Annotated in this window: 20 protein-coding genes; 5 read left to right on the forward strand and 15 right to left on the reverse strand. The window is 65.8% G+C overall.

The window, feature by feature from the left end:
- Window positions 1-62: 62 nt before the first annotated feature.
- From glcF to Q0602_RS15730, 5 genes are all read right to left on the reverse strand, one after another.
- Window positions 63-1,340, reverse strand: coding sequence for a glycolate oxidase subunit GlcF (glcF, locus tag Q0602_RS15710; protein ID WP_298845357.1), 1,278 nt, complete (start codon window positions 1,338-1,340; stop codon window positions 63-65).
- Between the two features lie 15 nt (window positions 1,341-1,355).
- Entirely contained in the window at window positions 1,356-2,543 is a 1,188-nt protein-coding gene (glcE, locus tag Q0602_RS15715) for a glycolate oxidase subunit GlcE (RefSeq protein WP_298845360.1), read from the reverse strand.
- A gap of 13 nt (window positions 2,544-2,556) precedes the next feature.
- Window positions 2,557-4,056, reverse strand: coding sequence for a glycolate oxidase subunit GlcD (gene glcD / locus Q0602_RS15720; RefSeq protein WP_298845362.1), 1,500 nt, complete (start codon window positions 4,054-4,056; stop codon window positions 2,557-2,559).
- A 194-nt stretch (window positions 4,057-4,250) separates the two neighbouring features.
- A complete protein-coding gene (locus tag Q0602_RS15725) occupies window positions 4,251-5,948 on the reverse strand; it encodes an L-lactate permease (RefSeq protein WP_298845364.1) in 1,698 nt (565 codons plus the stop codon).
- 344 nt (window positions 5,949-6,292) lie between these two features.
- Complete coding sequence (locus tag Q0602_RS15730; RefSeq protein ID WP_298845366.1) at window positions 6,293-8,644, reverse strand: FdhF/YdeP family oxidoreductase; 2,352 nt, start codon at window positions 8,642-8,644, stop codon at window positions 6,293-6,295.
- Between the two features lie 248 nt (window positions 8,645-8,892).
- Between Q0602_RS15730 and Q0602_RS15735 the strand changes: the two genes are divergently transcribed.
- Together Q0602_RS15735 and Q0602_RS15740 are read left to right on the forward strand one after the other, a co-directional pair.
- The gene (locus Q0602_RS15735; protein WP_298845368.1) at window positions 8,893-9,603 is read left to right on the forward strand and encodes a glutathione S-transferase N-terminal domain-containing protein; all 711 of its coding nucleotides are present in this window, start codon (window positions 8,893-8,895) and stop codon (window positions 9,601-9,603) included.
- A 172-nt stretch (window positions 9,604-9,775) separates the two neighbouring features.
- Window positions 9,776-10,462 carry a glutathione binding-like protein gene (locus tag Q0602_RS15740; protein WP_298845370.1) on the forward strand — a complete coding sequence of 229 codons (687 nt, stop codon included), beginning with the start codon at window positions 9,776-9,778 and terminating at the stop codon, window positions 10,460-10,462.
- Between the two features lie 111 nt (window positions 10,463-10,573).
- Here the strand turns inward: Q0602_RS15740 and Q0602_RS15745 are convergent, their stop codons facing one another.
- The 8 genes from Q0602_RS15745 to Q0602_RS15780 all read right to left on the reverse strand — a co-directional run bounded on the left by Q0602_RS15745 (window position 10,574) and on the right by Q0602_RS15780 (window position 18,893).
- A complete protein-coding gene (locus tag Q0602_RS15745; protein ID WP_298845371.1) occupies window positions 10,574-11,527 on the reverse strand; it encodes a D-2-hydroxyacid dehydrogenase family protein in 954 nt (317 codons plus the stop codon).
- 96 nt (window positions 11,528-11,623) lie between these two features.
- Window positions 11,624-12,445 carry an amino acid ABC transporter ATP-binding protein gene (locus Q0602_RS15750; RefSeq protein WP_298845373.1) on the reverse strand — a complete coding sequence of 274 codons (822 nt, stop codon included), beginning with the start codon at window positions 12,443-12,445 and terminating at the stop codon, window positions 11,624-11,626.
- Window positions 12,438-13,103 carry an amino acid ABC transporter permease gene (locus tag Q0602_RS15755; RefSeq protein ID WP_295040109.1) on the reverse strand — a complete coding sequence of 222 codons (666 nt, stop codon included), beginning with the start codon at window positions 13,101-13,103 and terminating at the stop codon, window positions 12,438-12,440. Before Q0602_RS15755 ends, Q0602_RS15750 begins: the two co-directional genes overlap by 8 nt.
- 48 nt (window positions 13,104-13,151) lie before the next feature.
- Window positions 13,152-13,793: an amino acid ABC transporter permease gene (locus Q0602_RS15760; RefSeq protein WP_298845375.1), complete on the reverse strand. Its 642-nt coding sequence runs from the start codon at window positions 13,791-13,793 to the stop codon at window positions 13,152-13,154.
- Between the two features lie 119 nt (window positions 13,794-13,912).
- On the reverse strand, window positions 13,913-14,821 hold the full coding sequence (locus Q0602_RS15765; RefSeq protein ID WP_298845377.1) for a transporter substrate-binding domain-containing protein: 909 nt from the start codon (window positions 14,819-14,821) through the stop codon (window positions 13,913-13,915).
- Between the two features lie 145 nt (window positions 14,822-14,966).
- Entirely contained in the window at window positions 14,967-15,872 is a 906-nt protein-coding gene (locus tag Q0602_RS15770) for a GTP-binding protein (protein WP_298845379.1), read from the reverse strand.
- A complete protein-coding gene (locus Q0602_RS15775; protein WP_298845381.1) occupies window positions 15,865-17,493 on the reverse strand; it encodes an amidohydrolase in 1,629 nt (542 codons plus the stop codon). The genes Q0602_RS15770 and Q0602_RS15775 overlap by 8 nt, the downstream gene beginning before the upstream one ends.
- Entirely contained in the window at window positions 17,490-18,893 is a 1,404-nt protein-coding gene (locus Q0602_RS15780) for a sodium/glutamate symporter (protein WP_298845383.1), read from the reverse strand. Before Q0602_RS15780 ends, Q0602_RS15775 begins: the two co-directional genes overlap by 4 nt.
- Before the next feature lie 181 nt (window positions 18,894-19,074).
- Between Q0602_RS15780 and Q0602_RS15785 the strand changes: the two genes are divergently transcribed.
- Window positions 19,075-20,535: a PLP-dependent aminotransferase family protein gene (locus Q0602_RS15785; RefSeq protein WP_298845385.1), complete on the forward strand. Its 1,461-nt coding sequence runs from the start codon at window positions 19,075-19,077 to the stop codon at window positions 20,533-20,535.
- Window positions 20,536-20,598: 63 nt separating this feature from the next.
- Here Q0602_RS15785 and Q0602_RS15790 read toward each other — a convergent pair whose 3' ends face one another.
- A complete protein-coding gene (locus Q0602_RS15790) occupies window positions 20,599-21,927 on the reverse strand; it encodes an aspartate aminotransferase family protein (protein ID WP_298845387.1) in 1,329 nt (442 codons plus the stop codon).
- 393 nt (window positions 21,928-22,320) lie between these two features.
- Here Q0602_RS15790 and Q0602_RS15795 point away from each other — a divergent pair, with 393 nt between their 5' ends.
- Entirely contained in the window at window positions 22,321-23,094 is a 774-nt protein-coding gene (locus tag Q0602_RS15795; RefSeq protein WP_298845389.1) for a sulfite exporter TauE/SafE family protein, read from the forward strand.
- A 74-nt stretch (window positions 23,095-23,168) separates the two neighbouring features.
- Window positions 23,169-23,930, forward strand: a complete 762-nt coding sequence (locus Q0602_RS15800) for an SDR family NAD(P)-dependent oxidoreductase (protein WP_298845391.1) — start codon at window positions 23,169-23,171, stop codon at window positions 23,928-23,930.
- 126 nt (window positions 23,931-24,056) lie between these two features.
- On the opposite strand, the gene Q0602_RS15805 is transcribed toward Q0602_RS15800, so the two are convergent.
- Window positions 24,057-24,887, reverse strand: a complete 831-nt coding sequence (locus Q0602_RS15805) for a TIM44-like domain-containing protein (protein ID WP_298845393.1) — start codon at window positions 24,885-24,887, stop codon at window positions 24,057-24,059.
- Window positions 24,888-24,970 lie beyond the last annotated feature (83 nt).

Consider the following 24,970-nt stretch of genomic DNA (forward strand, 5'->3'; position numbering starts at 1 on the left):
AGCGAGCTGGCCTTGCGCGGTCATGAGTGAGTCGCCGGCGTCGGACGCCGAGAGCGTTGGTTCTACGCCATGAGCGCTTCGTCGACGACTTCGATCCAATGCTTTACCGGGGTTCGTCCGGCGCCGTTGAGATGGCTCTGGCAGCCGATATTGGCGGTGACGATGGTATCCGGCGACTGGGCCTCCAGGGCGTCCATCTTGTTGTCGCGCAACTGCCGGGCCAGCGTCGGCTGGGTGATCGAATAGGTGCCGGCGGAGCCGCAGCAGAGGTGCGAGTCCCGCACCGGTGCGAGACCGAATCCCAGCCGCGCGAGCACGCCTTCGACGGCACCCCCCAGCTTCTGGGCATGCTGCAGCGTGCACGGGCAGTGGAACGCCAGCCGCGCGGACGAGTCACTCGTGCCCAACGCCTCCAGATCCTCCTCCCGCAAGATCTCGACCAGATCCTTGGCCAGCTCGCTGATCCGTCTGGCCTTGGCGGCGTATTCGGGATCGTCGGCCAGCATCTCGCCGTACTCCTTGACGAAGGCGCCGCAGCCGCTGGCGGTCTGGATGATCGCCTCCACTCCGGCCTGCGCGGAGGAACTCTCGCCACGTTGCTCGATCAGCGGCCACCAGGCATCGATATTGGCGCGCATGCGCTGGCGTCCGGCGGCCTGGGCATTGAGATGGAAGTCGATGGCGCCGCAGCAGCCCGCTTCCGGGGCGGCACTCACCCCGATGCCGAGACGATCGAGCACTCGTGCCGTGGCGTCGTTGGTATTGGGCGCCAGGCCGGGTTGAACGCAGCCTTCCAGGATCAGCATCTGGCGGGCGTGTCGGGTCGGGTCGGGGCGCGCCTGACGCCCGCGCGAACCCGGCCGCTGGCGCGGGGGGATCTTGTCGCGCAGATCGTGAGGCGCCAGCGGGCGGAACGTCTGCCCCAGGGCGAGCAGCGCCTGGAACCGCTTGGGCTCGACCAGCGCGGTGCGCAGTCCCAGTCGCAGGGCGCGCTCGCCGGGCCGGCGGCCGACCCGACGGTCGACTTCGGCACGCCCGATATCCAGCAGCTTGTGATACTCGACGCCGGAGGGGCAGGTGGTCTCGCAGCTGCGGCAGCTCAGGCAGCGGTCCAGGTGCAACTGCGTCTCCTGGGTGACCTGTTCATCGCCGTCGTCGCTCTCCAGCAGCTCCTTGATCAGATAGATGCGCCCGCGCGGGCCGTCGCGCTCGTCGCCCAGCAACTGGTAGGTCGGGCAGGTGGCATTGCAGAAGCCGCAGTGCACGCAGGTGCGCAGGATGCGATCGGCCTCGTGGATGTGGGGCTTGGCACGGGCGGCCTCGGAAAAATGGGTCTGCATGGGGTAGAGGTCTCCTCACCACTCGGCGTAGAGCCGGCCAGGGTTGAAGATCGCCTGCGGATCGAGCCGTTGCTTGAGCTGGCGGTGGTACTTGGCCAGCACCGGCGGCAGGGGCGTGAAAGGCGAGTCTCCGTTGGCGCTCGACGTGAAGCGCGTGGCATGGCCGCCGGCGGCAATGGCGGCCTCGTGAATGTGGGCGTCGGCCCGCGGTTCGTCCTCGAAACCGCGTCCCTCGGAACTTTTCAGCCAGCGCTGGGCTCCGGCCCAGTCGACCAGCCAGTCACCCTCGAGTGCCGGCGTGCGCGCCAGCGCCGGCAGCGACAAGCGCCACAGGACGTGGGCGTCGTCATCGAAGGCGCCGTCGAAGAAGGGCAGCTGCAGCTCGCGAAGCTGCGCCCAGAAGCGTGAATCTTCCGGTTCACCGCCAAGGCGTTGGCGCGTGGCCGAGACGGAGCCCTCGCCGCCTTCGAGACGCAGGTGCAATGCTTCGCCATCGTGGGCGGCGCCGGTAATGGGCATCGGCTCGCGGCCCCAGGCCGTCAAGCGCTCGAATGCTTCGGCCAGCGGCAGTTCGAGTCGCAGGCAGGCATGCGCGTGGGGAATGGGAAGCACCTTGAACGAGACTTCGGTCAGCACCCCGAGCGTGCCCTGGGCGCCGACCATCAGCCGCGAGAGGTCGTAGCCGGCGACGTTCTTCATCACCTCGCCGCCGAAGCGCAACTGCTTGCCGTCGGAAGTGATCACCCTTACACCCAACACGAAATCACGTACGGCCCCGACCCAGGGTCGGCGAGGGCCGGAAAGCCCGGCAGCGACCATGCCGCCGACGGTGGCATCTTCGCCGAAGTGCGGCGGCTCGAAGGCGAGGCGCTGGCCGTTGTCGGCAAGCGCCCGCTCGAGATCCCGCAGCCGCGTACCGGCGCGCACGGTGGCGACCAGCTCCACCGGGTCGTAGTGGACGATGCCGTGATGGCCGGTGGTGGAGAGCGCTTGCGCCGTCTCGACCCGACGGCCGTAGAACGCCTTGGTATTGCCGCCGACGATGCGCAGCGTGGCGCGCTCGGCCTGGGCCCGCGCCACCTGTTCGCACAAGGCTTCGCTATCGTCGCGGCCCGCGAGCGCGTCGGGACCGGACTCGTTCGGCGGCGTGTATTCCGGCCGCTGATCCTGCAGGTGGGTCATGGCGATCTCCTTGCGACTCATGCCGCCTCCGATATCAGAATCGCGGCAGTTCGGGGTGCGGCAGTTCGCCGTGATGTACGTGCATGGCGCCGAACTCGGCGCAGCGTGCCAGTGTCGGGATGTTCTTGCCGGGGTTGAGCAGACGGCGCTCGTCGAAAGCCGACTTCACCGCATGGAACAGGGTGATCTCGTCGGCGGCGAACTGGGTACACATCTGGTTGAGCTTCTCGCGGCCGACGCCGTGTTCGCCGGTGATGCTGCCGCCGGCGTCGACGCACAGTTCGAGAATTTTGCCGCCGAGCGCTTCCGTGGACTCCAGCTCGCCGGGCTGGTTGGCATCGAACAGGATCAGCGGATGGAGGTTGCCGTCGCCGGCATGAAAGACGTTGGCGACCCGCAGCCCGTACTGGGCCGAGAGATCGTTGATGCCCTTGAGCACCCGCGGCAGCTCGCGCCGCGGTATGGTGCCGTCGATGCAGTAGTAGTCCGGCGACATGCGGCCGACGGCCGGAAACGCCGCCTTGCGCCCGGCCCAGAACAGCTGGCGCTCGGCGTCGTCCCGGGCGAGCTGGATCTGGGTGGCGCCCGCCGTCTCGAGCAACTGGCGGACTCGCTCGCAGTCGGCCTGGACGTCGCTCTCCACGCCGTCGAGCTCGCACAGCAGGATCGCCTGGGCGTCGACCGGATAGCCGGCGTGGACGAAATCCTCGGCGGCGCGAATCGCCAGGTTGTCCATCATCTCGAGACCGCCGGGGATGCAGCCGGCGGCGATGATGTCGCCCACCGCCTTGCCGGCCCGCTCGACGTCGTCGAAGCAGGCCATCAGCACCTTGGCCACTTCCGGCTTGGGCAGCAGGCGCACCGTCACTTCGGTGATCACCCCGAGCATGCCTTCCGAGCCCATGAACAGCGCCAGCAGATCGTAGCCGGGCGTATCCAGCGACTCGCCGCCGAGGGTCATGCGCTCGCCCTCGATGGTGATGATCTCCACGCTCAGCACGTTATGGACCGTGAGGCCGTACTTCAGGCAGTGAACGCCGCCGGCATTCTCGGCGACGTTGCCACCGATCGAGCAGGCGATCTGCGAGGAGGGATCGGGGGCGTAGTAGAGGCCGTGAGGGGCGGCCGCCTCGCTGATCGCCAGGTTGCGCACGCCTGGCTGGACCCGGGCGAGGCGGGCATCGGCATCGACGCTCAGGATCTGGTTGAAGCGCGACATCACCAGCAGCACGCCCTTCTCCAGCGGCAGCGCGCCACCGGACAGGCCAGTGCCGGCACCTCGCGTCACCACCGGCACGGCGTGCTCGTAGCAGACCCGCATCAGCGCTTCGACTTCGGCCAGCGTCGTCGGCATGGCCACCAGCATCGGCAGCACGCGATAGGCCGACAGCCCGTCGCACTCGAACGGGCGCAGGTCCTCCTCGCGATCGAGCAGGGTCAGTCTGGGCGCGACCGCCAGGATCGCCGCCATCAGGCCGGACTTGTCGACATCGGCGATCTCGCCGTCGATGCGCTCGTCGTAAAGCAGTTCCATGGCGTTTCCTCGCTGGCGCGGATGCCGCTGGCGGTGGGTGAAGATCCGCTTTGTGGAAGGCCTTTCCACATTGCGCTGCGGTCATTCTGTGGAAGGCCGTCGACGGCGACCATTAGCCAAAAGCCCAATAGGTTGGCAAATGGTCAGACCAAAACAGGATGTGAATCCTCCCGGCCGCGGCCGGGAGGATGGGATCAACCGCCCATGAGCGGGTCGGTGAGACCGAAGACGTAGAAGGCCAGCAGCCCGATGATGCCGGCGAACAGGCAGTAGTAGAGCGTCGGCAGGATCGTCTTGCGCAGCGTCGTGCCCTCGCGGCCGAGCAGACCGACGGTGGCCGAAGCCGCCACCACGTTGTGGATCGCGATCATGTTGCCGGCGGCGGCCCCCACGGCCTGCAGCGCGACCATCATCGCGGTGGAGACGCCCAGCACCTCGGCGACGTTGAACTGGAATGCCGCCAGCATCAGGTTGGAGACGGTGTTGGATCCGGCGATGAAGGCGCCCAGGGCGCCGACCGCCGGGGCGAACAGCGGATAGATCTGACCCACACCGTCGGCCACCAGCTGCGCCATGGCGACCGGCATCGAGACCAGGTCGGACTCGTTGACGCCGGAGTTGATCAGGATCCGCACCATCGGAATGGTGAACAGCAGCACGAAGCCGGCACCGAAGATGGTCTTGGAGGATTCGGCGAAGGCCGCCGTCACCTGCTGGGCGCGCATGCGATGCAGGAAGATCGTGCAGATCACCGCGATCAGGATGATGCCTCCGGGGAGGTAGAGCCATTCGACGCTACCGGAGATGCCCTGCTCGCCGAGGATATCGCTCCAGCCGGTGCTGATCGAGGAGAGGCCTGCCTTGACCGAAGGGATGGTGCGCGAGATCACCAGCAGGATGGCGACGATGACGTAGGGCAGCCAGCCCCGCAGCGTCGACATCGGCGCGCGACCGGCCACGTCGTCGACCTTGATCTCGATGGTGCCGAGCCACTCGGAAGGCCACTTCGAGCGCTCCGGGAAGTCCCAGGTGTCCTTGGGCAGCAGGAAGCCCTTGCGTGCGGCCGGCACCACGATCGCCAGGCCGATGAGGCCGCCCAGCAGCGACGGGAATTCCGGGCCCAGCAGGACGCCGACCAGCATCGACGGCACCACGAAGCAGACGCCGACGAACAGCGCGAACGGTGTGATCGACAGCCCCTCGGTCCAGGAGCGATTCTCGCCGAAGAAGCGCACCATCACGACGACCAGGATCAGCGGCATGAACACGCCGATGATGCCGTGAGTGATGACCACCTCGGAGGTGATCAGGCGGAAATAGGTCTCCCAGGTCGAGCCGTTGGCGGTGAGCTGTTCGGCGATCGCGGACTGGTTCACGCCGCCGGTGACGCCGACCACGATCGGCGTGCCCACGGCGCCGAACGAGACCGGCGTCGACTGCAGCATCATGCCGACCACCACGGCGGCCAGGGCGGGGAAGCCCAGTGCCACCATCAGCGGCGCGGCCACGGCGGCGGGCGTGCCGAAGCCGGAGGCGCCCTCGATGAAGCAGCCGAACAGCCAGGCGACGATCAGCGCCTGCACGCGGCGGTCCGGGCTGATGCCTGAGAAGCCGTTGCGGATCGCCATGATGCCGCCCGAGTGCTTCAGCGTGTTGAGCAGCAGGATGGCCCCGAAGATGATCCACAGCAGCGAGACGGTCATGATCAGCCCCTGCAGCGTGGAGGCCAGCACGCGGGTCGCGGTCATGTCCCAGGCCAGCAGCGCGATCAGCACCGCGACGACGAACACGATCGGCATCGCCGTCCGTGCCGCCATCCGGAATCCAATCAGCAGGACCCCCGCCAGCACCAGCGGCAGGAAGGCAAGCAGAGAGAGAAGCGTGTGATCCATATCGAGAGCCCCAGAGTCGTTATTATCGGCTTCGTTCGTCGCCAGGATGTCATCGCCGGACGGCGGCAGACCGGTCGTTCCACTCCGGTGGCCAATCACGGCGATTGACTCGGAAGATAACCACAGACGGTGGTGCTGCCAATCATGGGTAAATGGTCTTACCAATAAGCGCCGGGTAGCATGGGCGCCTCCCAAGTGGCTGACTTTGAAGGGCTTAGAGGTCAGATGGCGAGGCGATATCGGGCGCTGGCGGCGCCTGCGTTGCGACTAATGGACATCGCCGCCCGCCGGGAGGCGGACGGCGCCAGCACCGGGGGGAGGCGAGTCGGGCGGTTGGGGCATTATCAGCCGGTGGCGAGCATGCCGGTCTCCGCTTCCAACGCCTCCGTGCTCATCAACTCGAGCGTCACCGGGATCGACTTGCCGGCGATGGTGTTGCTCTGCTGGTCCCGGTTGCCGACGGGGATCAGGTCGTTGACCTCCGGATAGTAGGCGCCGAGGCAGTTTTCCGGCAGATCGTAGGCGATGATCTTGAAGCCCGAGACCCGACGTTCGATGCCATCGTCGCTCACCGCTTTCAGCGTGACCTTGTTGCCGGCCTCGAAACCGTGCTTCTCGATATCGCGAGGATTCATCATCAGCACCATGCGGGTGCCGTAGATGTCGCGGTAGCGGTCATCGAACGAGTAGACGGTGGTGTTGAACTGATCGTGCCCGCGGATCGACAGCAGCTGGAAATGGGCCTCCCCCGGTTCGGAGGCGTCTTCGGTGAGATGGTCGGCGGGGAACAGGAAGTGGGCCTTGCCGGAGTCGGTGTTCCAGACCCGATCGCGGGCGGCGATATCGAGATGGAACACGCCCTGGTCGTTCAGTCGCTGATTGAAAGCGTAAAACGTCTCCGGCTGGGTCGCTTCGATCTTGTCGCGGATGCGGGCGTAATCCTCGGCGAGCCACTCCCAGTCGACCTTGGGGTTGGGCGCGAATGTCGCCTTGCCGAGGCCGGCGACGATGGCGATCTCGGAGCGCAGATGCTCTGATGCCGGCTCCAGCGCGCCCCTGGAGCCCTGCACGTTGCACATGCCGTCTTCGATGGTGATGGTCTGCTCGACGCCGGCCTGGACGTCCTTCTCGGTGCGGGCCAGTGCCGGCAGCAGATAGGCCGTCTTGCCGTGAATCAGATGGCTGCGGTTGAGCTTGGTGGCGATCTGTACGGTGAGCGGGATGTCGCCGACGTGGGCGGCGACACGGGCCTGGTCGGCGATGGCGCGGAAGAAGTTGCCGCCCATGCCGAGGAAGGCGTCCACCTCGTCGCGCAGTATCGCCTCGCAGCAGAGCGACACGTCGTGGCCATGCTCGCGCAGGCACTCGATGCCGAACACCTCGTCCATCTTCGACAGGAACGCCTCGCCGGACCTGTGGAAGATCCCCACGGTGCGATCGCCCTGGACGTTGGAGTGGCCGCGCACCGGGCAGGCACCGGCACCGCGCCGGCCGATATGGCCGCCCATCAGCAGCAGGTTGAGAATCTGGTGGACGTTGTCGCTGCCACGGATGTGCTGGGTGATGCCCATCCCCCAGCAGCAGATCACCCGCTCGGCCTTCATCCAGGCCCCGGCGGCCTGCTCGATCGCCGCCCGTTCGAGCCCGCTGTGGCGCTCGATTCGCTCCCATGGCAGGTTGCGGCAGTGATCGGCAAACCTCTCGAAACCATCGGTGTGCATCGCGATGAAGTCGTGGTCGATGACGCGCTCGCCGCCGCTGTTGCGGGCCTCGTCGTCGACCTCGAGGATGCGCTTGCAGATGCCCTGGATCGCGGCGATGTCGCCGCCGATGCGAACCTGGTGATACTGCGAGCTGATCGGCACGCCGTGGTTGGTCAGCATGTCCCTGGGCGTCTGGGGATTGGCGAACTTGACCAAAGCCCGTTCGCGCAGCGGGTTGAAGGTGATCACCTCGGCGCCGCGCAGACGCGCCTCGTGCATCAGTCCCATCATCCGCGGGCTGTTGGTGCCGGCGTTCTGGCCGAACAGGAAGATGCAGTCGGCATGTTCGAAATCCTCCAGCACCGTGGTCGCCTTGCCCACGCCGATGCTCTGGGGCAGGGCCACGGTGGTGGTCTCGTGGCACATGTTGGAGCAGTCGGGAAAATTGTGCGTGCCGAGCATGCGGCCGTAGAGCTGCCACAGGAATGCCGCCTCGTTGGAGGTGCGCCCCGAGGTGTAGAGCTCGACGCGTTTCGGATCGAAGGATTTCACCCGCTCGCCGATTTCGCGAAACGCCGTTGTCCAGTCGATCGGATCGTACTTGTCGGTGGCCGGGTTGTAGCGCATCGGGTGGGTCAGGCGGCCCTGCTTCTCGAGGGCATGATCCGACCAGTCGAGCAACTCGGAAACCGTGTGGCTGGCGAAGAACTCCGGCGTGGTCCGTGCCGCCGTGGCTTCCCAGGCGACCGCCTTGGCGCCGTTCTCGCAGAACTCCGCCGGGCCGGGTTTCGCCGGGTTGGGCCAGGCGCAGCTGGGGCACTCGAACCCGCCGTCGGGATGATTGATCTTGAGCATCAGGCCATTGCCCTTGAGCGCTACCTTCTCGCGCAGGAAGTGCGATTCGGTGGCCTGGATCGACTGCCAGCCGCCGCCGGGTGCATCATGTTTGCCCTGCTTGCCGTGCAGTTCGTCGTCCTTGAGTCGGCGTACCATGATCTACTCCTTCGTGATCGATCCGAGGTGGTAAACCCGCCGCGATCCTGTCTGAAAAGTCCTGCCTGAAAAGGTGACTCGCAGGCTCACGGTATGACTGCTATCCGTAACAGCATGGCAACGATTTTCGATTCGCGCCGAATCGAGTCGGGTCGGGAGAGCGCATGTTCAGGGTTTGACGGTTTACTCGCCCTTGGACATGCTGCGAGCACTGCAGCGTGATAGCCGTATCTGACGAGGAGTGTGGCATGAGCCGTAAAATGTTCGATCTGTGCGGGCGCGACGAGAGACTGCGATTCTCGCCCTACTGCTGGCGGGTCAAGTATGCGCTGGCGCATAAAGGGCTCGATTGCGAATTCGTGCCGTGGAAGTTCACCGACAAGGCGGCGATCGCCTTTTCGGACCAGACGAAGGTGCCGGTGTTCGTCGATGGTGACCAGACGGTCGTCGACAGCTATGAAATCTTCCGCTATCTCGATCGCGTCTACCCGGACAAGCCGCTGCTGGGCGATGCCACGGCCGAGGCCCGGGCGCGGTTCTTCAAGTTCTATGCCGAACGTTCGCTGGCGCCGGGGGTGATGCGCACCATCCTGATGGACGTGTTCAACGCCGTGCACCCCGACGACCGCGACTATTTCCGTACCTCGCGCGAAAAGGCATTCGGTCGCACGCTGGAGGAGATGCATTCGCCGAGCCAGGGGCTATCGATGCTCGATCGTGCGTTGGAGCCGATGCGCGGGCGACTGGACGAATCGCCGTTCCTGGAGGGCGACGAGGCCGGCGCCGCGGACTATCTGGTGGTGGGCGCCTTCATGTGGGCGCGGGTCACCTCCGCTGCCGATCTGGTCTCCAACGCCGATCCGGTCTACGCCTGGTTCCAGCGCATGCTGGACCTGCATGGCGGCGTCGGCCGCAACGCAACGCGGATCGTCGATGTCGACGGCGCCTATGCCAATTGATCGCGAGCTTGGCCGACCGGGCAGGCGCTTTCGACCCTTCGAGCAGGAGGGTTGGACTCACAGAGAAGAGGCTTTTGAACGGCGCGGGGGCGATGTCGGAAGACGCCGCCCCCCGCAAAGCCTATCCTGACAGCATCCGGCTTATCGCCGGGCGTCACGACAGGAGCCTGTGATGATCGATCTCTACTACTGGACGACCCCCAACGGTCACAAGATCACGCTGTTCCTCGAGGAAGCGGGGCTGGACTACCGTATTCATCCGGTCAATATCGGCAAGGGCGAGCAGTTCACGCCGGAATTTCTCGAGATCGCCCCCAACAACCGCATTCCCGCGATCGTCGATCGTGCCCCGGCCGACGGCGGTCAGCCGCTGTCGCTGTTCGAATCCGGCGCGATCCTCGAGTATCTGGCCGACAAGAGCGGCAAGTTCCTGCCCAAGAGCGGGCGCCAACGCTATCGGGTGCTGCAGTGGCTCAACTGGCAGATGGGCGGGCTGGGGCCGATGGCGGGGCAGAACCACCATTTCCGCCACTATGCGCCGAAGAAGATCGATTACGCCGTCGAGCGCTACATGAACGAGACCTCGCGACTCTATCGCGTGCTGGACAAGCAGCTCGACGACAACGATTTCGTTGCCGGCGATGATTACTCCATCGCCGACATGGCGATCTGGCCGTGGATCAAGCCCTACGAGAAGCAGGGCCAGGATCTGGAGGATTACCCCAGCCTGCAGCGCTGGTTCGAGCAGATCGGCAAGCGCGAGGCGGTCAGGGTTGCCTACGCCAAGGCGGAGGAGATCAATCCCGCCAACAATGTCGAGATGACCGACGAGGCGCGCAAGCACCTGTTCGGGCAGTAGCCTCAAGACAGTACCGCCGGACTTGGCAACACCCACGACGACGTCGGCTTCGGCCGGCGTCGTCGTCGTTTCAGGTGTTAGGCAGCAAAGAACTCTCCAGGAAAAGACTCTCTAGGCAAAGAACTCTCTGACCTGGCGATAGGCGGTCGAGAAATAGAGCTCGTAGGTGTCCTTCTCGACGAAGCCGATATGCGGTGTCGCCAGCACCCGGGGGTGGGCCTGGTAGGCGCTGGCACCGTCGGGCTCGTTCTCGTAGACATCCAGCGCCGCTGCACCCGGCCGCCCGGCGTCGAGGGCGTCGAGCAGCGCACCGGGGCGGATCAGCTCGGCGCGGCTGGTGTTGACCAAGAGCGCATCGGCGCGCATCGCGGCAAGGTCCGCCGGCGTGATCATGCCGCGAGTGTCACCGTTGAGCTTGAGATGCAGGGTGATCACATCGCAGCGGGCCAGGAAGGCGTGTCGATCGGGCTCGAATTCGACGCCCAGCTCGAAGGCGCGCCCGGCGCTGCTCTCGCGGCCGTGGGCGACGACGTTCATGCCGAAGGCCTGGGCGTAGCCGGCGACCAGACTGCCGATCTTGCCCAGCCCCCAGATGCCCAGCGTGCGCCCGTGGACGGCGTGGCCCAGCGACTCCGCCTCCAGGAGCTGGTTGGTGCGCTGCCAGTCGCCCTCGGCCTGTCGGGCGAGATAGCCGCCCAGACGCCGACAGCCCGCCATGATCAGCAGCCAGGTGAGCTCCGCCGGCGCGATCGGCGAGCCGCCACCGTCGCGTACGGCGATGCCCAGTTCCTTGCAGGCCTCGACATCGATGGCCGAGGAGAGTCGCCCGGTCTGGACCACCAGCTTGAGATTCGGCAACTGCTCAAGCAGTTCGCGGGTCAACGAGGTGCGTTCACGGATCAGGATGATGGCGTCGCTGTCCAACAGGCGAGCGGGCAGCGCCTGGTCGTCGATATGTCGATGTTCGATGTCCAGGCGCACGTCGCTGCCGTCGAGTTCGTGGGCGGCGTCGAGAAAGGCACAGCATCCCTGATAGTCGTCCAAGACCGTAACCGTTATCGACATGACAGCTCCCTCGAAATGATGACGTTGTCGCATTGTTGGCACTTTCGCCATCGGCTGTCGAGTCGCTTTCACCGTCTTCGATTGCCGGTCTTCGGTTCAACTCTCTTCCCGTTCCAGGAACTTGCGTACCCGCTCGGTACTGGGGTTGGTGAAGAACGTCTCCGGGTCCGCCTGTTCGATGATCAGGCCCTTGTCCAGGAACACGACCTTGTCGGACACCGCCCGGGAGAAGGCCATCTCGTGGGTGACGACGATCATGGTGTAGCCTTCGGCGGAAAGGTCCCTGATCACCGCCAGCACCTCGCCGACCAGTTCCGGATCGAGTGCCGACGTCGGCTCGTCGAACAGCATCACTTCCGGCTGCATCGCCAGGGCGCGAGCGATCGCCACGCGCTGCTTCTGGCCGCCGGAGAGGGTGCTGGGGTAGGCGTCGGCCTTGGCTGACATACCGACCTTCTCCAGCAGTTCGCGAGCGTGAGTTTCGGCCTCGGCTTTCGATTTGCCCAGTACGTGGATCGGGGCCTCGGTGACGTTGTGCAGCACGTTGAGGTGCGGCCACAGGTTGAAGCTCTGGAACACCATGCCGGTACGGGCGCGAACCCTGGCCAGCTCTCGCACCGGCATCGGCCGGCCGGCGTCGTTGACGCCGATGCGCTGGCCGCCGATGTGGATGCTGCCGCTGTCGGGTCGCTCCAGCCAGTTGATGCAGCGTAACAGCGTCGACTTGCCGGAGCCGGAGGAGCCCAGGATCGTCACCACGTCACCCTCGCGCACCTCCAGATCCACGTCGCGCAGGACCTCGACGCCGTCGAAGCTCTTCGACAGATGGCGGATCGAGACCGCGGTCCGCGCAGGCGCGGTTCGTTCAGGCGTGGTTTGTTCAGACCTGACGCTTTCCGATGTGCTTTTCTCAAACATGGTCGAACCCCCGTTTGGCGCTGAAGCGGCCACACTGTTTGATGATGATCTCCATGACCACGCTGACCGCCCAGTAGAAGCCGATGACCACGATGAAGGCCTCGGTGGGGATGAAATAGGTTCCCGACAGGCTGTTGGCGGCGGCGGTGAGTTCCTGCACGGTGATGATCACCAGGAAGGCGGTGTCCTTGAGTGCGTAGATCAACTGGTTGCCCAGTAGCGGCCGGGTCTGCATCACGATCTGGGGCAGGATCAGGCGAAAGAACATCTTGCCCTTGGTGAAGCCGTGGGCCTTGGCGGCTTCGACCTGGCCGGGCGGGAAGGTCAAGCGCGCACCGCGGAAGATCTCGGCGAAGTAGCAGCCGTGATAGACCGCCAGCGCCCCGACGCCGGACCACCACGCATCGAGGCGGATATCGAAGGCCGGCAGGCCGTAGTAGAGCAGATAGGCCAGGATCAGAAACGGCAGCATCCGCATGCCGTCGATGAACACCCGCAGTGGCACGGTCAGGCGAGGGCGGCTGCCCTCCAGCAGGTAGAGCATGCCGCAGCCGATCGCGAAGGCGGCGCTGATCGACAGGCCGAAGATCTCCATCGTGCTGAAGAACCCGCTCCAGAACTGGTCGCGAGCGCTCCACAGAATCTCCCAGTTACTCATGGCGCCTCCTCGGCTTTGGGGTACCGCCGCCTTGTCGTCGTCGGCTCATCACACCGCCAGCCGGTTGGCGCGGCGTTCGGCGATCCGCTGCAGCCAGACCAGGCAGCCGATCGCGGCCATGTAGAGCGCACAGGCGACCAGAATCGGTGGCAGGGGGTCGTAGGTGACGGCCGAGATGCGATTGGTGACCCGGGTCAGGTCGACGATGCCGATCACCGCGATCGCCGGACTGCCCTTGATCAGGAACGACATCTCGTTGATCAGCCCCGGCAGGCTGGTGATCATCATCTGCGGCAGCATGATGCGTCGGAAGGTGACCCACGGCGTCATGCCGGCTGCCATGGCCGCCTCGCGCTGATCGCGGGAGAAGTTGCGAAAGGCGCTACGCCAGATTTCGGCGTTGAACGCCGTGGTGTTGAGCGTCAACGCCAGGATGCCGGCCACGTTGCGGTCGAGGTTGATGCCGAAGGTCGGGGCGCTGAGAAAGATGAACAGCGCCAGCGTGACCAGTGGCGTGGCGCGCGCCAGGCTGATGTAGAGCACCAGGAGCTGGTCGACGACGGGAATACGGGCGAGGCGGATCAGGGCCAGTATCAGCCCGGCCGTGACCCCCATGGCGATGGAGATGCCGGAGATCCAGACGGTCGTCCAGGCGCCTTCCAGCAGCATGTGCCAGGCACTGGCATTCATGGGCGGCTCCCGAGGGCTTGAGAACGGGGGAGGCGCCGCGCGAACCCGCGGCGCCGCTGACGGTATGACGTGTCAGCCGATGGGGTGTGTCGTGGGACTCGACGATCGGGCCACCGGGCTCAGTCGTCCAGGCCCGCCAGCTCGTGGAACTGGTCGACGCTCTCCAGCGGTTCGTCGGGCAGGTCCGGGAAGCTCTCGCCGAACCACTTCTCCTGCAGCTCGGCCAGACGGCCGGTCTCCTTCATGTGGTCCAGGAATGTCGTCATGTAGGCGAGCAGTTCCGGGCTCGACTTGGGGATGGGCCAGGAGACGTAGCCGGCGCCGGAGACCGCCGGACCCTTGGCGAAGACGTCCGGCTTGGAAGCCACCAGGGTATTGACCGGCACGGCGGAATCGATGACGAAGTCGAGACGGCTGTTGGCCAGGTCGGCGAAGGCTTCGGGGTAGGATTCGTACTGCACCACCTCACCCAGCTCGCCGCCGTCGTCCTCGAGCATCTTCTTCAGCTCCGGCAGTCGCGACAGCAGCACGCTACCGGCCTGAACGCCCACTCTCTTGCCGCTGAGATCGTCGACATCGCTGATGCTGTCGTCGTCGGCGCGCTTGATCGCGAAGTGCTGGGCGGAGGCGTAGGGCGGGGTGTAGTTGAACACCCGCAGGCGTTCGTCGGAGACCGAGGCGCCGGTCAGCGCCATGTCGTACTGGCCGGTGGAGACGGCGGCCAGCAGGCCGGTCCAGGGCAGGATGTCCTGGCGAACCTCGAAGTCGGCGTAGTTGCGCAGCTCCTCGAGCATGTCGGTATTGAAGCCCTTGGCGTTGCCATCCTCGATGAAGTTGAACGGGGCGTAGTTGTCCTCCGTCGCCACGCTCAGATAGCCGCGGCTTTCGATCTCCGGCAGGTCGGCGGCAATGGCTGACAGCGACAGAGTCGACAACGACAGCGCCATCAGCGTACCGGCCATGGCCTTGGCGGCGAGACGGGGCAGGTGAAACCGGGCGGTGGGTTTGCGGTTCGGGAAGCGCAGCATGAAGTACACCCTCTCATTGTTGTTGGTGTCGGTGATGGGTCGTGACGATTGCGTAGCGTGATTCCACCCTAAAGAATCCGGGAGCGGTTGCTGTAGAGCCAGTTGATGAACATCGGCTGGCCAGATCGGCGTTGCCGCCGGCAAATCAGGCGAGCGTTTTCAGCGCCGCGATCAGCGCATCGAAGGGCGCCCCGGCGAAGCCGATTCCCACCAGCTGGCTGGCACCCGGGCGGGGCGCGGTGGGCGTCCACTCGGCCTGCCCGCCGCTCCATTGAAAGACGTAGTACCGGCCCTCGGCCTGGATGAAGCCCTTGGCCCGCGCCAGCCCTTCGGCATGCTCGGCGAGCAGCGACTCCAGCGTCCGGCGATTCAGTGACACGGGCAGTTCGATCGCAAAGCGCTGCCAGTCGGGATCGCGATCATTGGCGGTGGGGCGAAATGTCGGTGGTCGTTTCGGTGCCGCCTGCTCCGGTCGCCCGGTGCTAAAACCCGCGTGAGCGACCTGTGCCGTGGGATTGAGCGACTGCAGCCGACGCATCAGCCCTTCGCGCTCGGCATCGTCGAGATCGTCGCCGCGATTGAGCGAGAGGGTGTCGGCGCTGGCAATCTGGTCGGCCACCAGCTCGCCGACGCGGCTGTCATTCAGCCGCTGTGCCAGGCTCGCCAGGTCGACCAGGGTGACGATGCGATCCAGGCGGAACCGGCGCGCCACGCGGATCAGGTCGGCGATGCGGCGCGGCCGCGCCACGCCGCTGGTCTCGATGATCAGCGCCGCGGGCGGCGCCGGCCAGCGGCCGATACGCGAGAGCTGGGTGCCCAGTTCGTCGCTCAGCGAGCAGCACAGGCAGCCGCTGCTGAGCTTGAGTAGGCGCTCCCCGGCGTAGTCGATCAGCTCGGCATCGACATTGATGGTGCCGAAGTCGTTGACCAGCACCAGCGTATCCGGCGCCACGCCGTCTCGCAGATGGGCGTTGAGCCAGGTGGTCTTGCCGGCGCCGAGATAGCCGGCAATCAGTACCACCGGGATCGGATCGGCGTCGGGCTCAGCCATTGTCGAAGACACGGCCACCCACCACCGTCGCCGCGACGCCGATCGATGCCAGCCGCGCCAGCGGCACCTCGCGCGGATCCTCGTCGAGCACCGCCATGTCGGCGAACTTACCCACCTCCAGGCTGCCGATGCGATCGTCCAGCTTGAGGGTGTAGGCCGCGTCCAGCGTGATCAGGCGCAGCGCCCGTTCCACGCTCAGCGCCTCGTTGGGTCCCAGCACCTCGCCGCTGGCGGTCTGGCGGGCGACGACGCACCACGCCGTGAACAGCGGCGCCAGCGGTGTGACCGGGGCATCGCAATGCGCCGCGATGGGGATGCCCAGGCGATCCGCCGAGGCCAGCGGTTCGAGACGCTGACAGCGCTCGAAACCCAGCGTGCGCGAGCGGTGGATGTCGCCCCAGTAGTAAAGGTGGTTGGCGAACATGTTGAGGCACACCCCGAGTCGTGCGGCGCGTTTCAGCTGGGCGTGGCTGATGATCTGGCAGTGCTGCAGGGTGTGGCGATGATCGGCCCGCGGCCACAGTTCCAGCGCCGATTCGATGGCGTCCAGCATCAGCTCGACGGCCTCGTCGCCGTTGGTGTGGATATGCAGCTGCAGCCCGGCCTGATGATAGCGGTGCACGATCTCGGTCAGGCGTTCCGGCTCGGCGTTCCACATGCCGTTGGGCGAGCCGTCGTGATAGCCCGGCCACATGAGGCGCGCGGTGTAGCCCTGGATGGAGCCGTCGGTCATCAGCTTGACCAGTCCGAAATGGAGCTTGTCGCTGCTCTTGTCGCGACAGTCCAGCACCCGCTCTATGCCGTCTTCCGGCGTGTAGGTCAGCGCGCTCATCGCCGGTGCCAGGCGCATCGGGACGTCGTCCCGGTTGCAGGTGCGCTGCATGCTCTCGACGCCGGTCTCGCTCAGCGGATTGTAGAGGTCGGTCAGCGTGGTCACCCCGTGGCGCTGGCCGATGCGCGCGTAGCGCTCGAGTGTCGCTTCCTCGCTGCCGCGATCGAAGAGATCGAGGTTGAGGGTGTCGAAGATCGCGAACATCGCTGCCATCTCGCGCAGCTCGCCGTTGGGACGGCCGTCGTCAAAGGTCACCACGCCTTCGACATCGGCCTGGGATTCGAGCCCGGAGAGACGCAGCATGGCGCTGTTCACGGTCATCATGTGCAGGTTGGCATGGATGACCACTATCGGCCGTTCGGCGTCGACGGCATCGAGGTCGTCGCGGTCGAGTCGGCGCTGGGGGAAGTAGATCGGATCGAATCCCCAGGCGATCAGCGGGATTTCCGACGAGAGCTTGCCAACCTGTTCGCCGAGATGGCGCTGCAGCGCGGCGATGTCCGTCAGCCCCGGCCAGGTGTGGCCGTCGGGGCCCTGGCGGGGGAAGAAGCCGGCGTAGGGATACTCCCACAGCACGCCCTCCAGCGCGTGGCTGTGGCCCTCGACGAAGCCGGGCAGAATGACCTTGTCGGCGAAGCGCTCGTCGAGTTCGAAGTCGCCCAGGTCCGCCAGCGTTCCCAGCGAGCCGATGCCGAGAATCCGGCCGTCGCGTACCGCGATATGGGTGGCCTCCGGCTGCGAGGGGTTCATGGTCAGGATGCGCCGGGCGACGAAGATGCGATGGCTCATGAGGGAGTCGGCTCCTGAACGGAAGGGATCTGGCCGCCCCGGCTGCGCTGCCATTTCAGCAGCAGCGGGATGCAGAACAGCATCAGTATCACGTAGCCGCCGAAGATCGCCAGGTAGCTCCAGGGGCCGAGGGAGGGGGCGATCGGGGCGACGAAGAACAGCGTGGGAATATTGACCACGATGATCGCGATGTTGAAGAACGCCAGCTCCTTGGGCACCGAGGTGCTGAAGTCGGCATCCAGCATGCGCAGCAACAGAAGGCCAGTACCGGTGGAGCCGCAGCAGCAGCCGAAGGCGGTGACGGCGCGTTCCGGCCCGAGCTGGCCGCTGAGCTTGCCGATCGCCATCGCGCCCAGGAAGGTGACCAGCGTCACCGCGACCGCGATGAGCAGGATCGGCATCAGCAGGGCCGAGAGCACGGCGATCTGGATGCTCATCAGGGTGGCGACGACCATGAAGTCCACCGAGCCGCTGGTGATGCGCTTGAGCGTGTCGTCGTCGACCTTGTGATTCCAGCCAAAGCGTTCGATCGCCATTCGCATCAGCACGCAGACCGTCAGCCCATGGATGAAGAACAGGTTGTAGCTGAAGAACACCGACAGCACCTGATTGCCCGCCACCAGCGGCTGCATTGCGCTCAGCCATACATAGGTAATGACATACGCCACGCCCAGCAGGCCCAGATGCCAGGCCAGCGAGTCAACGGTGCCGGCGTGCGAGACCTGCTTGCCGGCCGAAGGCTGGGTCTCGGGCGTGTGAAAGCCGCGCACGAAGTCGTCGTCCAGCGTCGAATGGCGGTTGGCGTTGAGCCCCCGCTTGAGAAAGTAGCGTGCGGCCGGCACGCCGACGACGAAGGCGGCCACGAAGCCCAGCGAGGCGAAGATCACGCCCACCTGCGCGGCGTTGGCGATGCCGTAGTCGTTCTCCCAGATCGTGCCGTAGGTCAGTGCCTGCCCCGGCCCTTGGGTAAATCCATGGGTGACGATGGCGCCAAGCAGCGGACTGAGATCGCTGCCGGTGATCAGGTCGTAGCCCGCCATCAGCCCGAATCCGATCACCGCCTGGGCGCCGAGGCTGGCGGTCCAGATCAGCGTCAACCACAGCCCGCCACCGACGATACCCTGGCGCTGCTCGCCCGCGGCCGGCTTGGGGCTGCCGGTCAGACATAGCGACATGAAGCTCAGGGTGAAGAAGTGAAAAGCGAGTGCGGTGAAATCGGAAGGGTCGTAGCCGGGAATCAGCCCCGAGGAGAGCCCGGCGAAGCCGATGATGCCCGCCACGATACTGCCGGGAATCAAGCTGGCCCGCAGCCAGGAAAGACGGCTGCGCAGCAGGCTGCCGACGACCAGCAGGGCGGCGATCAGCGCGAAGGCGATGACGCCATGGAAGGTGCTGCCCATGATGTAGTCCTCGTGATTGACGTTGTTATGGCTGGCCCATACTAAAGTTCGCGCTGTACGGCACTACAGGCCAGATTCCCGTCATGCTCGGGACAGTTCCGAACCCCGGCCGCCTGTCGAACAGGTCGACTGGCGCGGATCTTGCAGCGTGTAGAGCTCAGCCACGGGGCGGGAGCTCGGCATGCTCGATCACTATTTTCATCTCGACTTCGATACCCGGCGCGGCCTGCAGGAGCAGCTGCGCGAGGCGCTGCTGGATGCCATTCACACCGGCACCATCCCCACCGAGGAGGCGCTGCCCTCGTGCCGCAAGCTGTCGCTGCAGCTCGGCATCTCGCGCAATACGGTGGCGCTGGTCTACGAAGGGCTGGTGGAGGATGGGTATCTGGTCAGCCGGCCGCGCAGCGGTTACTACCTGCACGATGCCTATCACGAGCCCGATGCACTGGAAACGAGCCCGGCAACGCACGACGAGATCGTCAATGCACCTTCCTGGGGCAGTCGTTTCACCCATCGGCCCAGCCATCTGCAGGGCGTCCTGCGTCCCGGCAACTGGATGAGTTACGAATTTCCCTTCGTCTACGGCCAGTTGGATACCCGGCTGTTTCCCCTTGAGCAGTGGCGCGAGACCTCGCGGCGGCTGCTCGGCGGGCGCCGCGAACGACACTGGTTGGGCGATCGTTACGATCAGGACGACCCGATGCTGGTCGAGCAACTGCGAACCCGGGTGCTGCCCAAGCGCGGCATTCACGCGCGCAGCGACGAGATCCTGATCACGCTGGGATCGCAGAATGCCCTGTTCCTGATCGCCCAACTGCTGTTCGACGCGCGCACCCGGGTGGCAATGGAGAATCCCGGCTACCGCGAAGCGGCCAACGTCTTCCTGCGCCAGGGGGCACAACTGAGCTATCAGCGGATCGACGCTGAAGGCATGTGCCTGGATGCGGCAGCGGCCGGGAGCGACTATCTCTACGTGACGCCGAGCCATCAGGGGCCGACCGGGGTGACCATGAGCCGCCGTCGACGGGAAGCATTGATCGAGCAGATCCAGCGCCGCGATCAGATCGTGCTGGAAGACGATTACGACGCCGAGGTCAATTTCGATCGTCACGCCCAGCCGGCACTGAAGGCGAGCCGGGCGGGTTCCCGCGTGATCTACATGAGCAGTCTGTCGAAACCGCTGTCTCCCGGCTTGCGGCTGGGATACGTGGTGGCCGATGCCGAACTGATCGAGGAGTTGCGGGCGCTGCGGCGGCTGATGTATCGCCATCCGCCCTCCGGTCTGCAGCAGCAGCTGGCGCAGTTCCTCTCCCAGGGGCATTACGATCGCTATCTGCGCCAGTTCGCCGACGAGATGCGTCATCGCTGGGAGATCATGGATGCCGCCATCGCTCGGGAGCTGCCCGATTGTCGTCGGGTCGGGGGAGATCATGCCAGCGTGTTCTGGCTGGAGACGCCGGATGCGACCGATACGCAGCGGCTGGCCTGGCAGGCGGCCCAGCGCGGCGTGCTGATCGAGCCGGGCTTCCAGCACTTCTTCGACTCGGCACCGCCACGCAACTACATGCGCCTCGGGTTCGGCGCCATCGATGCCGAGCGTATCGAACCCGGGATCCAGCGACTGGCGCAGGCCTTCGGCTAGCCCCGACCCCAGACGACAGCGACCGGCAAGTCGCCGGCCGCCAGTCCGATCTCGCGAACCCGATCAGCCAGCCGCAAACTCGCCCAGCACGTCATCGAGGATCGACAGCCCCTCGGTGACTTCCGCGTCGCTGACGATGCACGGCGGCACCACGTGAATGCGATTCTCGACCACGAACGGCAGCAGACCCTTGGCGATCAGGGCGTTCTTGATCGTACCCATCGCCGCGGCCGGTAGCGGGGCGCGGGTCCGGCGATCGCTGACCAGCTCCAGCGCGTGGAACACGCCGAGGCCGCGGGTTTCGCCGACGATGGCATGATCCCTCGCGAGCTGCTGGAGCCCGGCAGCCAGCGGACCGTTGCCGATGCGGTCGGCGTTTTCCACGATCCCTTCGTCGCTCATCGCGTCCAGCGTGGCGACGATCGAGGCCATCGCCAGCGGATGGCCCGAATAGGTCAGCCCGCCGAAGAACATGTGATCGTCGAAATGGCGGCAGATCTCATCCGAAATGATCACGCCCCCGGCCGGCACATAGCCGGAGTTGACCCCCTTGGCGAACACGATCAGATCCGGCCTGGCGCCGAAGTGCTCGAGGGCGAACCAGCGCCCGGTGCGGCCGAAGCCGGCCATGACCTCGTCGAAGATCACCAGGATGCCGTACTGGTCGGCCAGTTGGCGCACGCCTTCCAGGTAGCCCTTGGGCGGAATCAGCACGCCGGCGGTGCCGGGAATCGATTCCAGCAGAATCGCCGCGATGGCGCTGGGGCCTTCGCACTCGATCACCCGCTTCAGGTGCTGCAGCGCGCGCTGGCACTCCTCTTCCTCGGTGCCGGCCCAGAAGTCGCTGCGATAGAGGAAGGGGTTGAAGAAGTGCGCATGGCCGCGGGCGAACTCGTTGGGCACCCGGCGCGGATCGCCGGTGGCGACGATGGCCGAGCCGGTGTTGCCGTGGTAGGAGCGGTAGGCCGACAGGATCTTGTCGCGACCGGTCACGCTGCGCGCCATGCGCATGGCGTTTTCGTTGGCGTCGGCGCCGGCGTTGGTGAAGAACACCTTGCCGAAGCCGGACGGCGCCCGGTCGAGAATCCGCCTGGCCGCCTCGCCGCGAGCGAGATTGGCGTGGGCCGGGGCGATGGTGGCCAGCTGCTCCGCCTGGGCCTGGATGGCGGCGATCACCTTGGGATGCTGGTGGCCGATATTGGTATTGACCAGCTGGCTGCTGAAGTCCAGGTACTCCTTGCCGGCGTAGTCCCACAGCCGGCAGCCCTTGCCCCCGGCGATCACCAGGGGCGACAGATTGCCCTGCGACGACCAGGAGTGAAACACGTGCCGGCGGTCGAGCCGATGGACATGCTCATTGGAAACGTCGTCGTTGATGAAGGTGTCGGTCATGGCAGGGTTCCTGTTGTGTGGCGTTCACTGTCTCGATCCAAGACTACGCTTTGTCTGAAAAATGCCTGCGCTCAACCATACGGCGTTAAAAATCGGCTGGTGCGCCAGCCCGGTCAAAATGCTCATTTACCCCTCGTAAACTGGAGCGCCAGCCCGGTCCTTTTTTCACCGATTTTTGCCTTGTCTGGCTATCGCTCGTCGATTTTTCAGACAGAGCTTAAGGGGCGATGGTTCGATCGCGTAGAGCCAGAATGCGGTGGCGACCGTGACAGTCACGGAAGGATGTCCCGACCTGGTTGCCGAACTGGCCCTACCCGGCGCGGTGTTGGCTGGGTAGGGTTGCTGATTCCACGATATCGGTGGCCAGGAAAACGGCGGGAGGAGTTCGTTCCCATGATGTCATCGATGCCGCTGCTGGGGGCGGCCATGGCGCTGGCGTGCTTCGCCGGAGTCGTCAGGGGCTACTGCGGCTTTGGCTTCGCCATGTTGCTGGCGCTGGGGCTGACGCTGCTGCTGCCGCCGATCGAGGCGGTGCCGCTGGCGCTGCTGCTGGACCTCTTGACCAGCGTCGGCCTGTGGCGCCGGGCCAGCCGGCTGGCGGAGTGGGGCCTCCTGCGCCAGTTGCTGTGCGGCATGCTGGTGGCGACCGCCGTCGGGGTGAGCCTGATGGCCATGTTGCCGGCCGCGCCGATGCGGGTCGCCATTGCCGTGCTGGCGCTCCTTGGTGCGCTGGCGCTGATGGTGCGTCCCGAACCGCTGGCCGGCGAGGATCCGGTGGCGGCCGTGTCGAGAGGGCAACAGACGTGGTCCGGCGTTGCGGCTGGCGCCTTGTCGGGGTTGTGCATGACACTGGCTTCTTCGGGTGGTCCGCCGCTGATGCTCTACCTGTTGCATCGGCGTCTCCCGCCGCTGGAATTACGTGCAATTGCTATCCTGTTCTTCGCCGCCAGCAGCAGCGCATCGCTGATCGGACTGGAGATGGCAGGGGCATTGGGGCGAGAGACCTGGGGGCGGGCGGCCTGGCTGCTGGTGCCGGCGCTGATCGGCAACCTGTTGGGACAGTGGTACTTCGAGCGCTCGCCGCCGCGCTCGATGAAGCTCACCGTGGCGCCGCTGCTGATGGCGCTGTCGTTGTGGGTGCTGGCACGCGAGGCGTGGCAGGGTTAGTCGAGCTATCCGGGCGCTGGCGGCATGACATGGGATGGAGATCCCCTTTCTATCGAGTTATGAAGGAGAACAATGTGAGCGATGTCGTATTCATCACCGGGGCGACCTCCGGTTTCGGCCGTGCCGCAGCCCATCGTTTCGCCGCGGCCGGTTGGTCGCTGGTGCTGTCCGGTCGCCGTGGCGAGCGTCTGGAGGCGCTGAAGGCCGAACTGGCCGACAAGGTCGCGGTGCACACCATCGTGCTCGACGTGCGCGACGACGAAGCCGTGCAGAGGGCCGTCGACGCTCTGCCGGAAGCGTTCAAGCGGGTACGCACGCTGGTCAATAACGCCGGACTGGCGCTGGCGCCCCAGCCGGCACAGAAGGTGGCGCTGAAGGACTGGCACACCATGATCGATACCAACGTGACCGGGCTGGTCAACGTGACCCACGCGCTGCTGCCGACGCTGATCGAAGCGGGTGAAGGGGCGACGATCGTCAACGTGGGCTCCATCGCCGGTCAGTGGCCCTACCCGGGCAGCCACGTCTACGGCGCGTCCAAGGCGTTCGTTCAGCAGTTCAGCTACAACCTGCGCTGCGACCTGCAGGGTACCGGCGTGAGGGTCACCGATCTGGCCCCGGGCATGGCCGAGACCGAGTTCACCCTGGTGCGCACCGGTGGCGATCAGACCGCGTCCGACAATCTCTATCGTGGCACCACGGCGCTGACCGCCGAGGATATCGCCGAGCAGATGTTCTACATCGCGACACTGCCGGCGCACATCAACTTCAACCGCGTGGAAGTGATGCCGACGCGACAGGCCTGGTCGGCTTTTGCGGTCGATCGCGACGACTGACAATAGTTGCGACGACCGACAAGAGTCGCGACGCCGCCTCGGCGAGGGGCGCGGCCACAACGAGAAAGACCCGAGCCTGTCATTCGCAGGCTCGGGTCTTTTCGTTCAGGGCGGCTCCGGGCTTCGTCAGGCGCTCGGATTCTGCTCGATGCCCTGAACGTACCACGGTGCGCCGTCACGCAGCGCCCGTTTCAGGTGCCAGGTCTCGTTGAACTCGGTCTCCTCGCCGTTCTCCTCGAGCACGCCATGAAACAGCACGGTGGCTTCGGCTTCGTCCTTGAACTCCTGCACGCTGCCCAGTTCGGCGAACAGGCGCACGATTTCGGTGCGATTGTTGGCCGGTTGCTCCATGCGCTCCGCTTTCAGCAGGTTGTAGAGTTCGGGCGTGACGTACTCCTGAATCCGGCTCAGGTCGTTGTTGTCCCAGGCGCGCTGGAGGGTGGTGAAGTGCTCCTTGGCGCCGGCCAGGAAACGTTCGCGATCGAACCAGGCAGGCTCGGTGGCGATGCCTCCGGTGCTCGTGCCCGTCGCGCCGGTGCCCATGAACGGAGCCGGCTGGGCGCTGGTGTCATGGTGCGCTTGACCGTCATCGCGATGGCCGGCGGGGGCGTGGCGTCGACGGCCCGCCAGTAGCCGGAAGCCGATGAAAGCGACCAGCGCGATCAGCAGGAAGTCCATCATCCGCAACCCGTCGAAGGCGCCACCGAAGAACAGCGACGCCAGCAGGCCGCCCGCGAGCATTCCCGCCAGCGGGCCGGCGAAGCGCGACAGTCCGGCGCTGGGCTGGCGGGGCGGGGCGGATGCGTTGCTGCGTGTCGTGGTCGGGGTGGGCTGCTGCACCGAGCGCGAGTAGGAACCGAAGCTCTTGCCGCCACCCATGCGGCGAGCCTCGGCGTGGTCGACGGCGGCGGCAAAGCCGAGCATACCGACCATCAACATGACGAGCAGATGACGCATGGCGTTCTCCTGAAAATCAGCGTTATTGCGGGTCGAGTGACGACGTCGCGGCACTCGTTGCTGCGGGCATTGTTGCAGATGGG

Source organism: uncultured Salinicola sp. (genome assembly GCF_937921195.1).
GTDB lineage: Bacteria > Pseudomonadota > Gammaproteobacteria > Pseudomonadales > Halomonadaceae > Salinicola.

Excerpts from the sequence above, each read along its gene's own strand:
- glcF (WP_298845357.1), bottom strand. The coding sequence starts at position 1,340 with ATGCAGACCCATTTTTCCGAGGCCGCCCGTGCCAAGCCCCACATCCAC.
- glcE (WP_298845360.1), bottom strand. The coding sequence starts at position 2,543 with ATGAGTCGCAAGGAGATCGCCATGACCCACCTGCAGGATCAGCGGCCG.
- glcD (WP_298845362.1), bottom strand. The coding sequence starts at position 4,056 with ATGGAACTGCTTTACGACGAGCGCATCGACGGCGAGATCGCCGATGTC.
- Q0602_RS15725 (WP_298845364.1), bottom strand. The coding sequence starts at position 5,948 with ATGGATCACACGCTTCTCTCTCTGCTTGCCTTCCTGCCGCTGGTGCTG.
- Q0602_RS15730 (WP_298845366.1), bottom strand. The coding sequence starts at position 8,644 with ATGGTACGCCGACTCAAGGACGACGAACTGCACGGCAAGCAGGGCAAA.
- Q0602_RS15735 (WP_298845368.1), top strand. The coding sequence starts at position 8,893 with ATGAGCCGTAAAATGTTCGATCTGTGCGGGCGCGACGAGAGACTGCGA.
- Q0602_RS15740 (WP_298845370.1), top strand. The coding sequence starts at position 9,776 with ATGATCGATCTCTACTACTGGACGACCCCCAACGGTCACAAGATCACG.
- Q0602_RS15745 (WP_298845371.1), bottom strand. The coding sequence starts at position 11,527 with ATGTCGATAACGGTTACGGTCTTGGACGACTATCAGGGATGCTGTGCC.
- Q0602_RS15750 (WP_298845373.1), bottom strand. The coding sequence starts at position 12,445 with ATGTTTGAGAAAAGCACATCGGAAAGCGTCAGGTCTGAACAAACCACG.
- Q0602_RS15755 (WP_295040109.1), bottom strand. The coding sequence starts at position 13,103 with ATGAGTAACTGGGAGATTCTGTGGAGCGCTCGCGACCAGTTCTGGAGC.
- Q0602_RS15760 (WP_298845375.1), bottom strand. The coding sequence starts at position 13,793 with ATGAATGCCAGTGCCTGGCACATGCTGCTGGAAGGCGCCTGGACGACC.
- Q0602_RS15765 (WP_298845377.1), bottom strand. The coding sequence starts at position 14,821 with ATGCTGCGCTTCCCGAACCGCAAACCCACCGCCCGGTTTCACCTGCCC.
- Q0602_RS15770 (WP_298845379.1), bottom strand. The coding sequence starts at position 15,872 with ATGGCTGAGCCCGACGCCGATCCGATCCCGGTGGTACTGATTGCCGGC.
- Q0602_RS15775 (WP_298845381.1), bottom strand. The coding sequence starts at position 17,493 with ATGAGCCATCGCATCTTCGTCGCCCGGCGCATCCTGACCATGAACCCC.
- Q0602_RS15780 (WP_298845383.1), bottom strand. The coding sequence starts at position 18,893 with ATGGGCAGCACCTTCCATGGCGTCATCGCCTTCGCGCTGATCGCCGCC.
- Q0602_RS15785 (WP_298845385.1), top strand. The coding sequence starts at position 19,075 with ATGCTCGATCACTATTTTCATCTCGACTTCGATACCCGGCGCGGCCTG.
- Q0602_RS15790 (WP_298845387.1), bottom strand. The coding sequence starts at position 21,927 with ATGACCGACACCTTCATCAACGACGACGTTTCCAATGAGCATGTCCAT.
- Q0602_RS15795 (WP_298845389.1), top strand. The coding sequence starts at position 22,321 with ATGATGTCATCGATGCCGCTGCTGGGGGCGGCCATGGCGCTGGCGTGC.
- Q0602_RS15805 (WP_298845393.1), bottom strand. The coding sequence starts at position 24,887 with ATGCGTCATCTGCTCGTCATGTTGATGGTCGGTATGCTCGGCTTTGCC.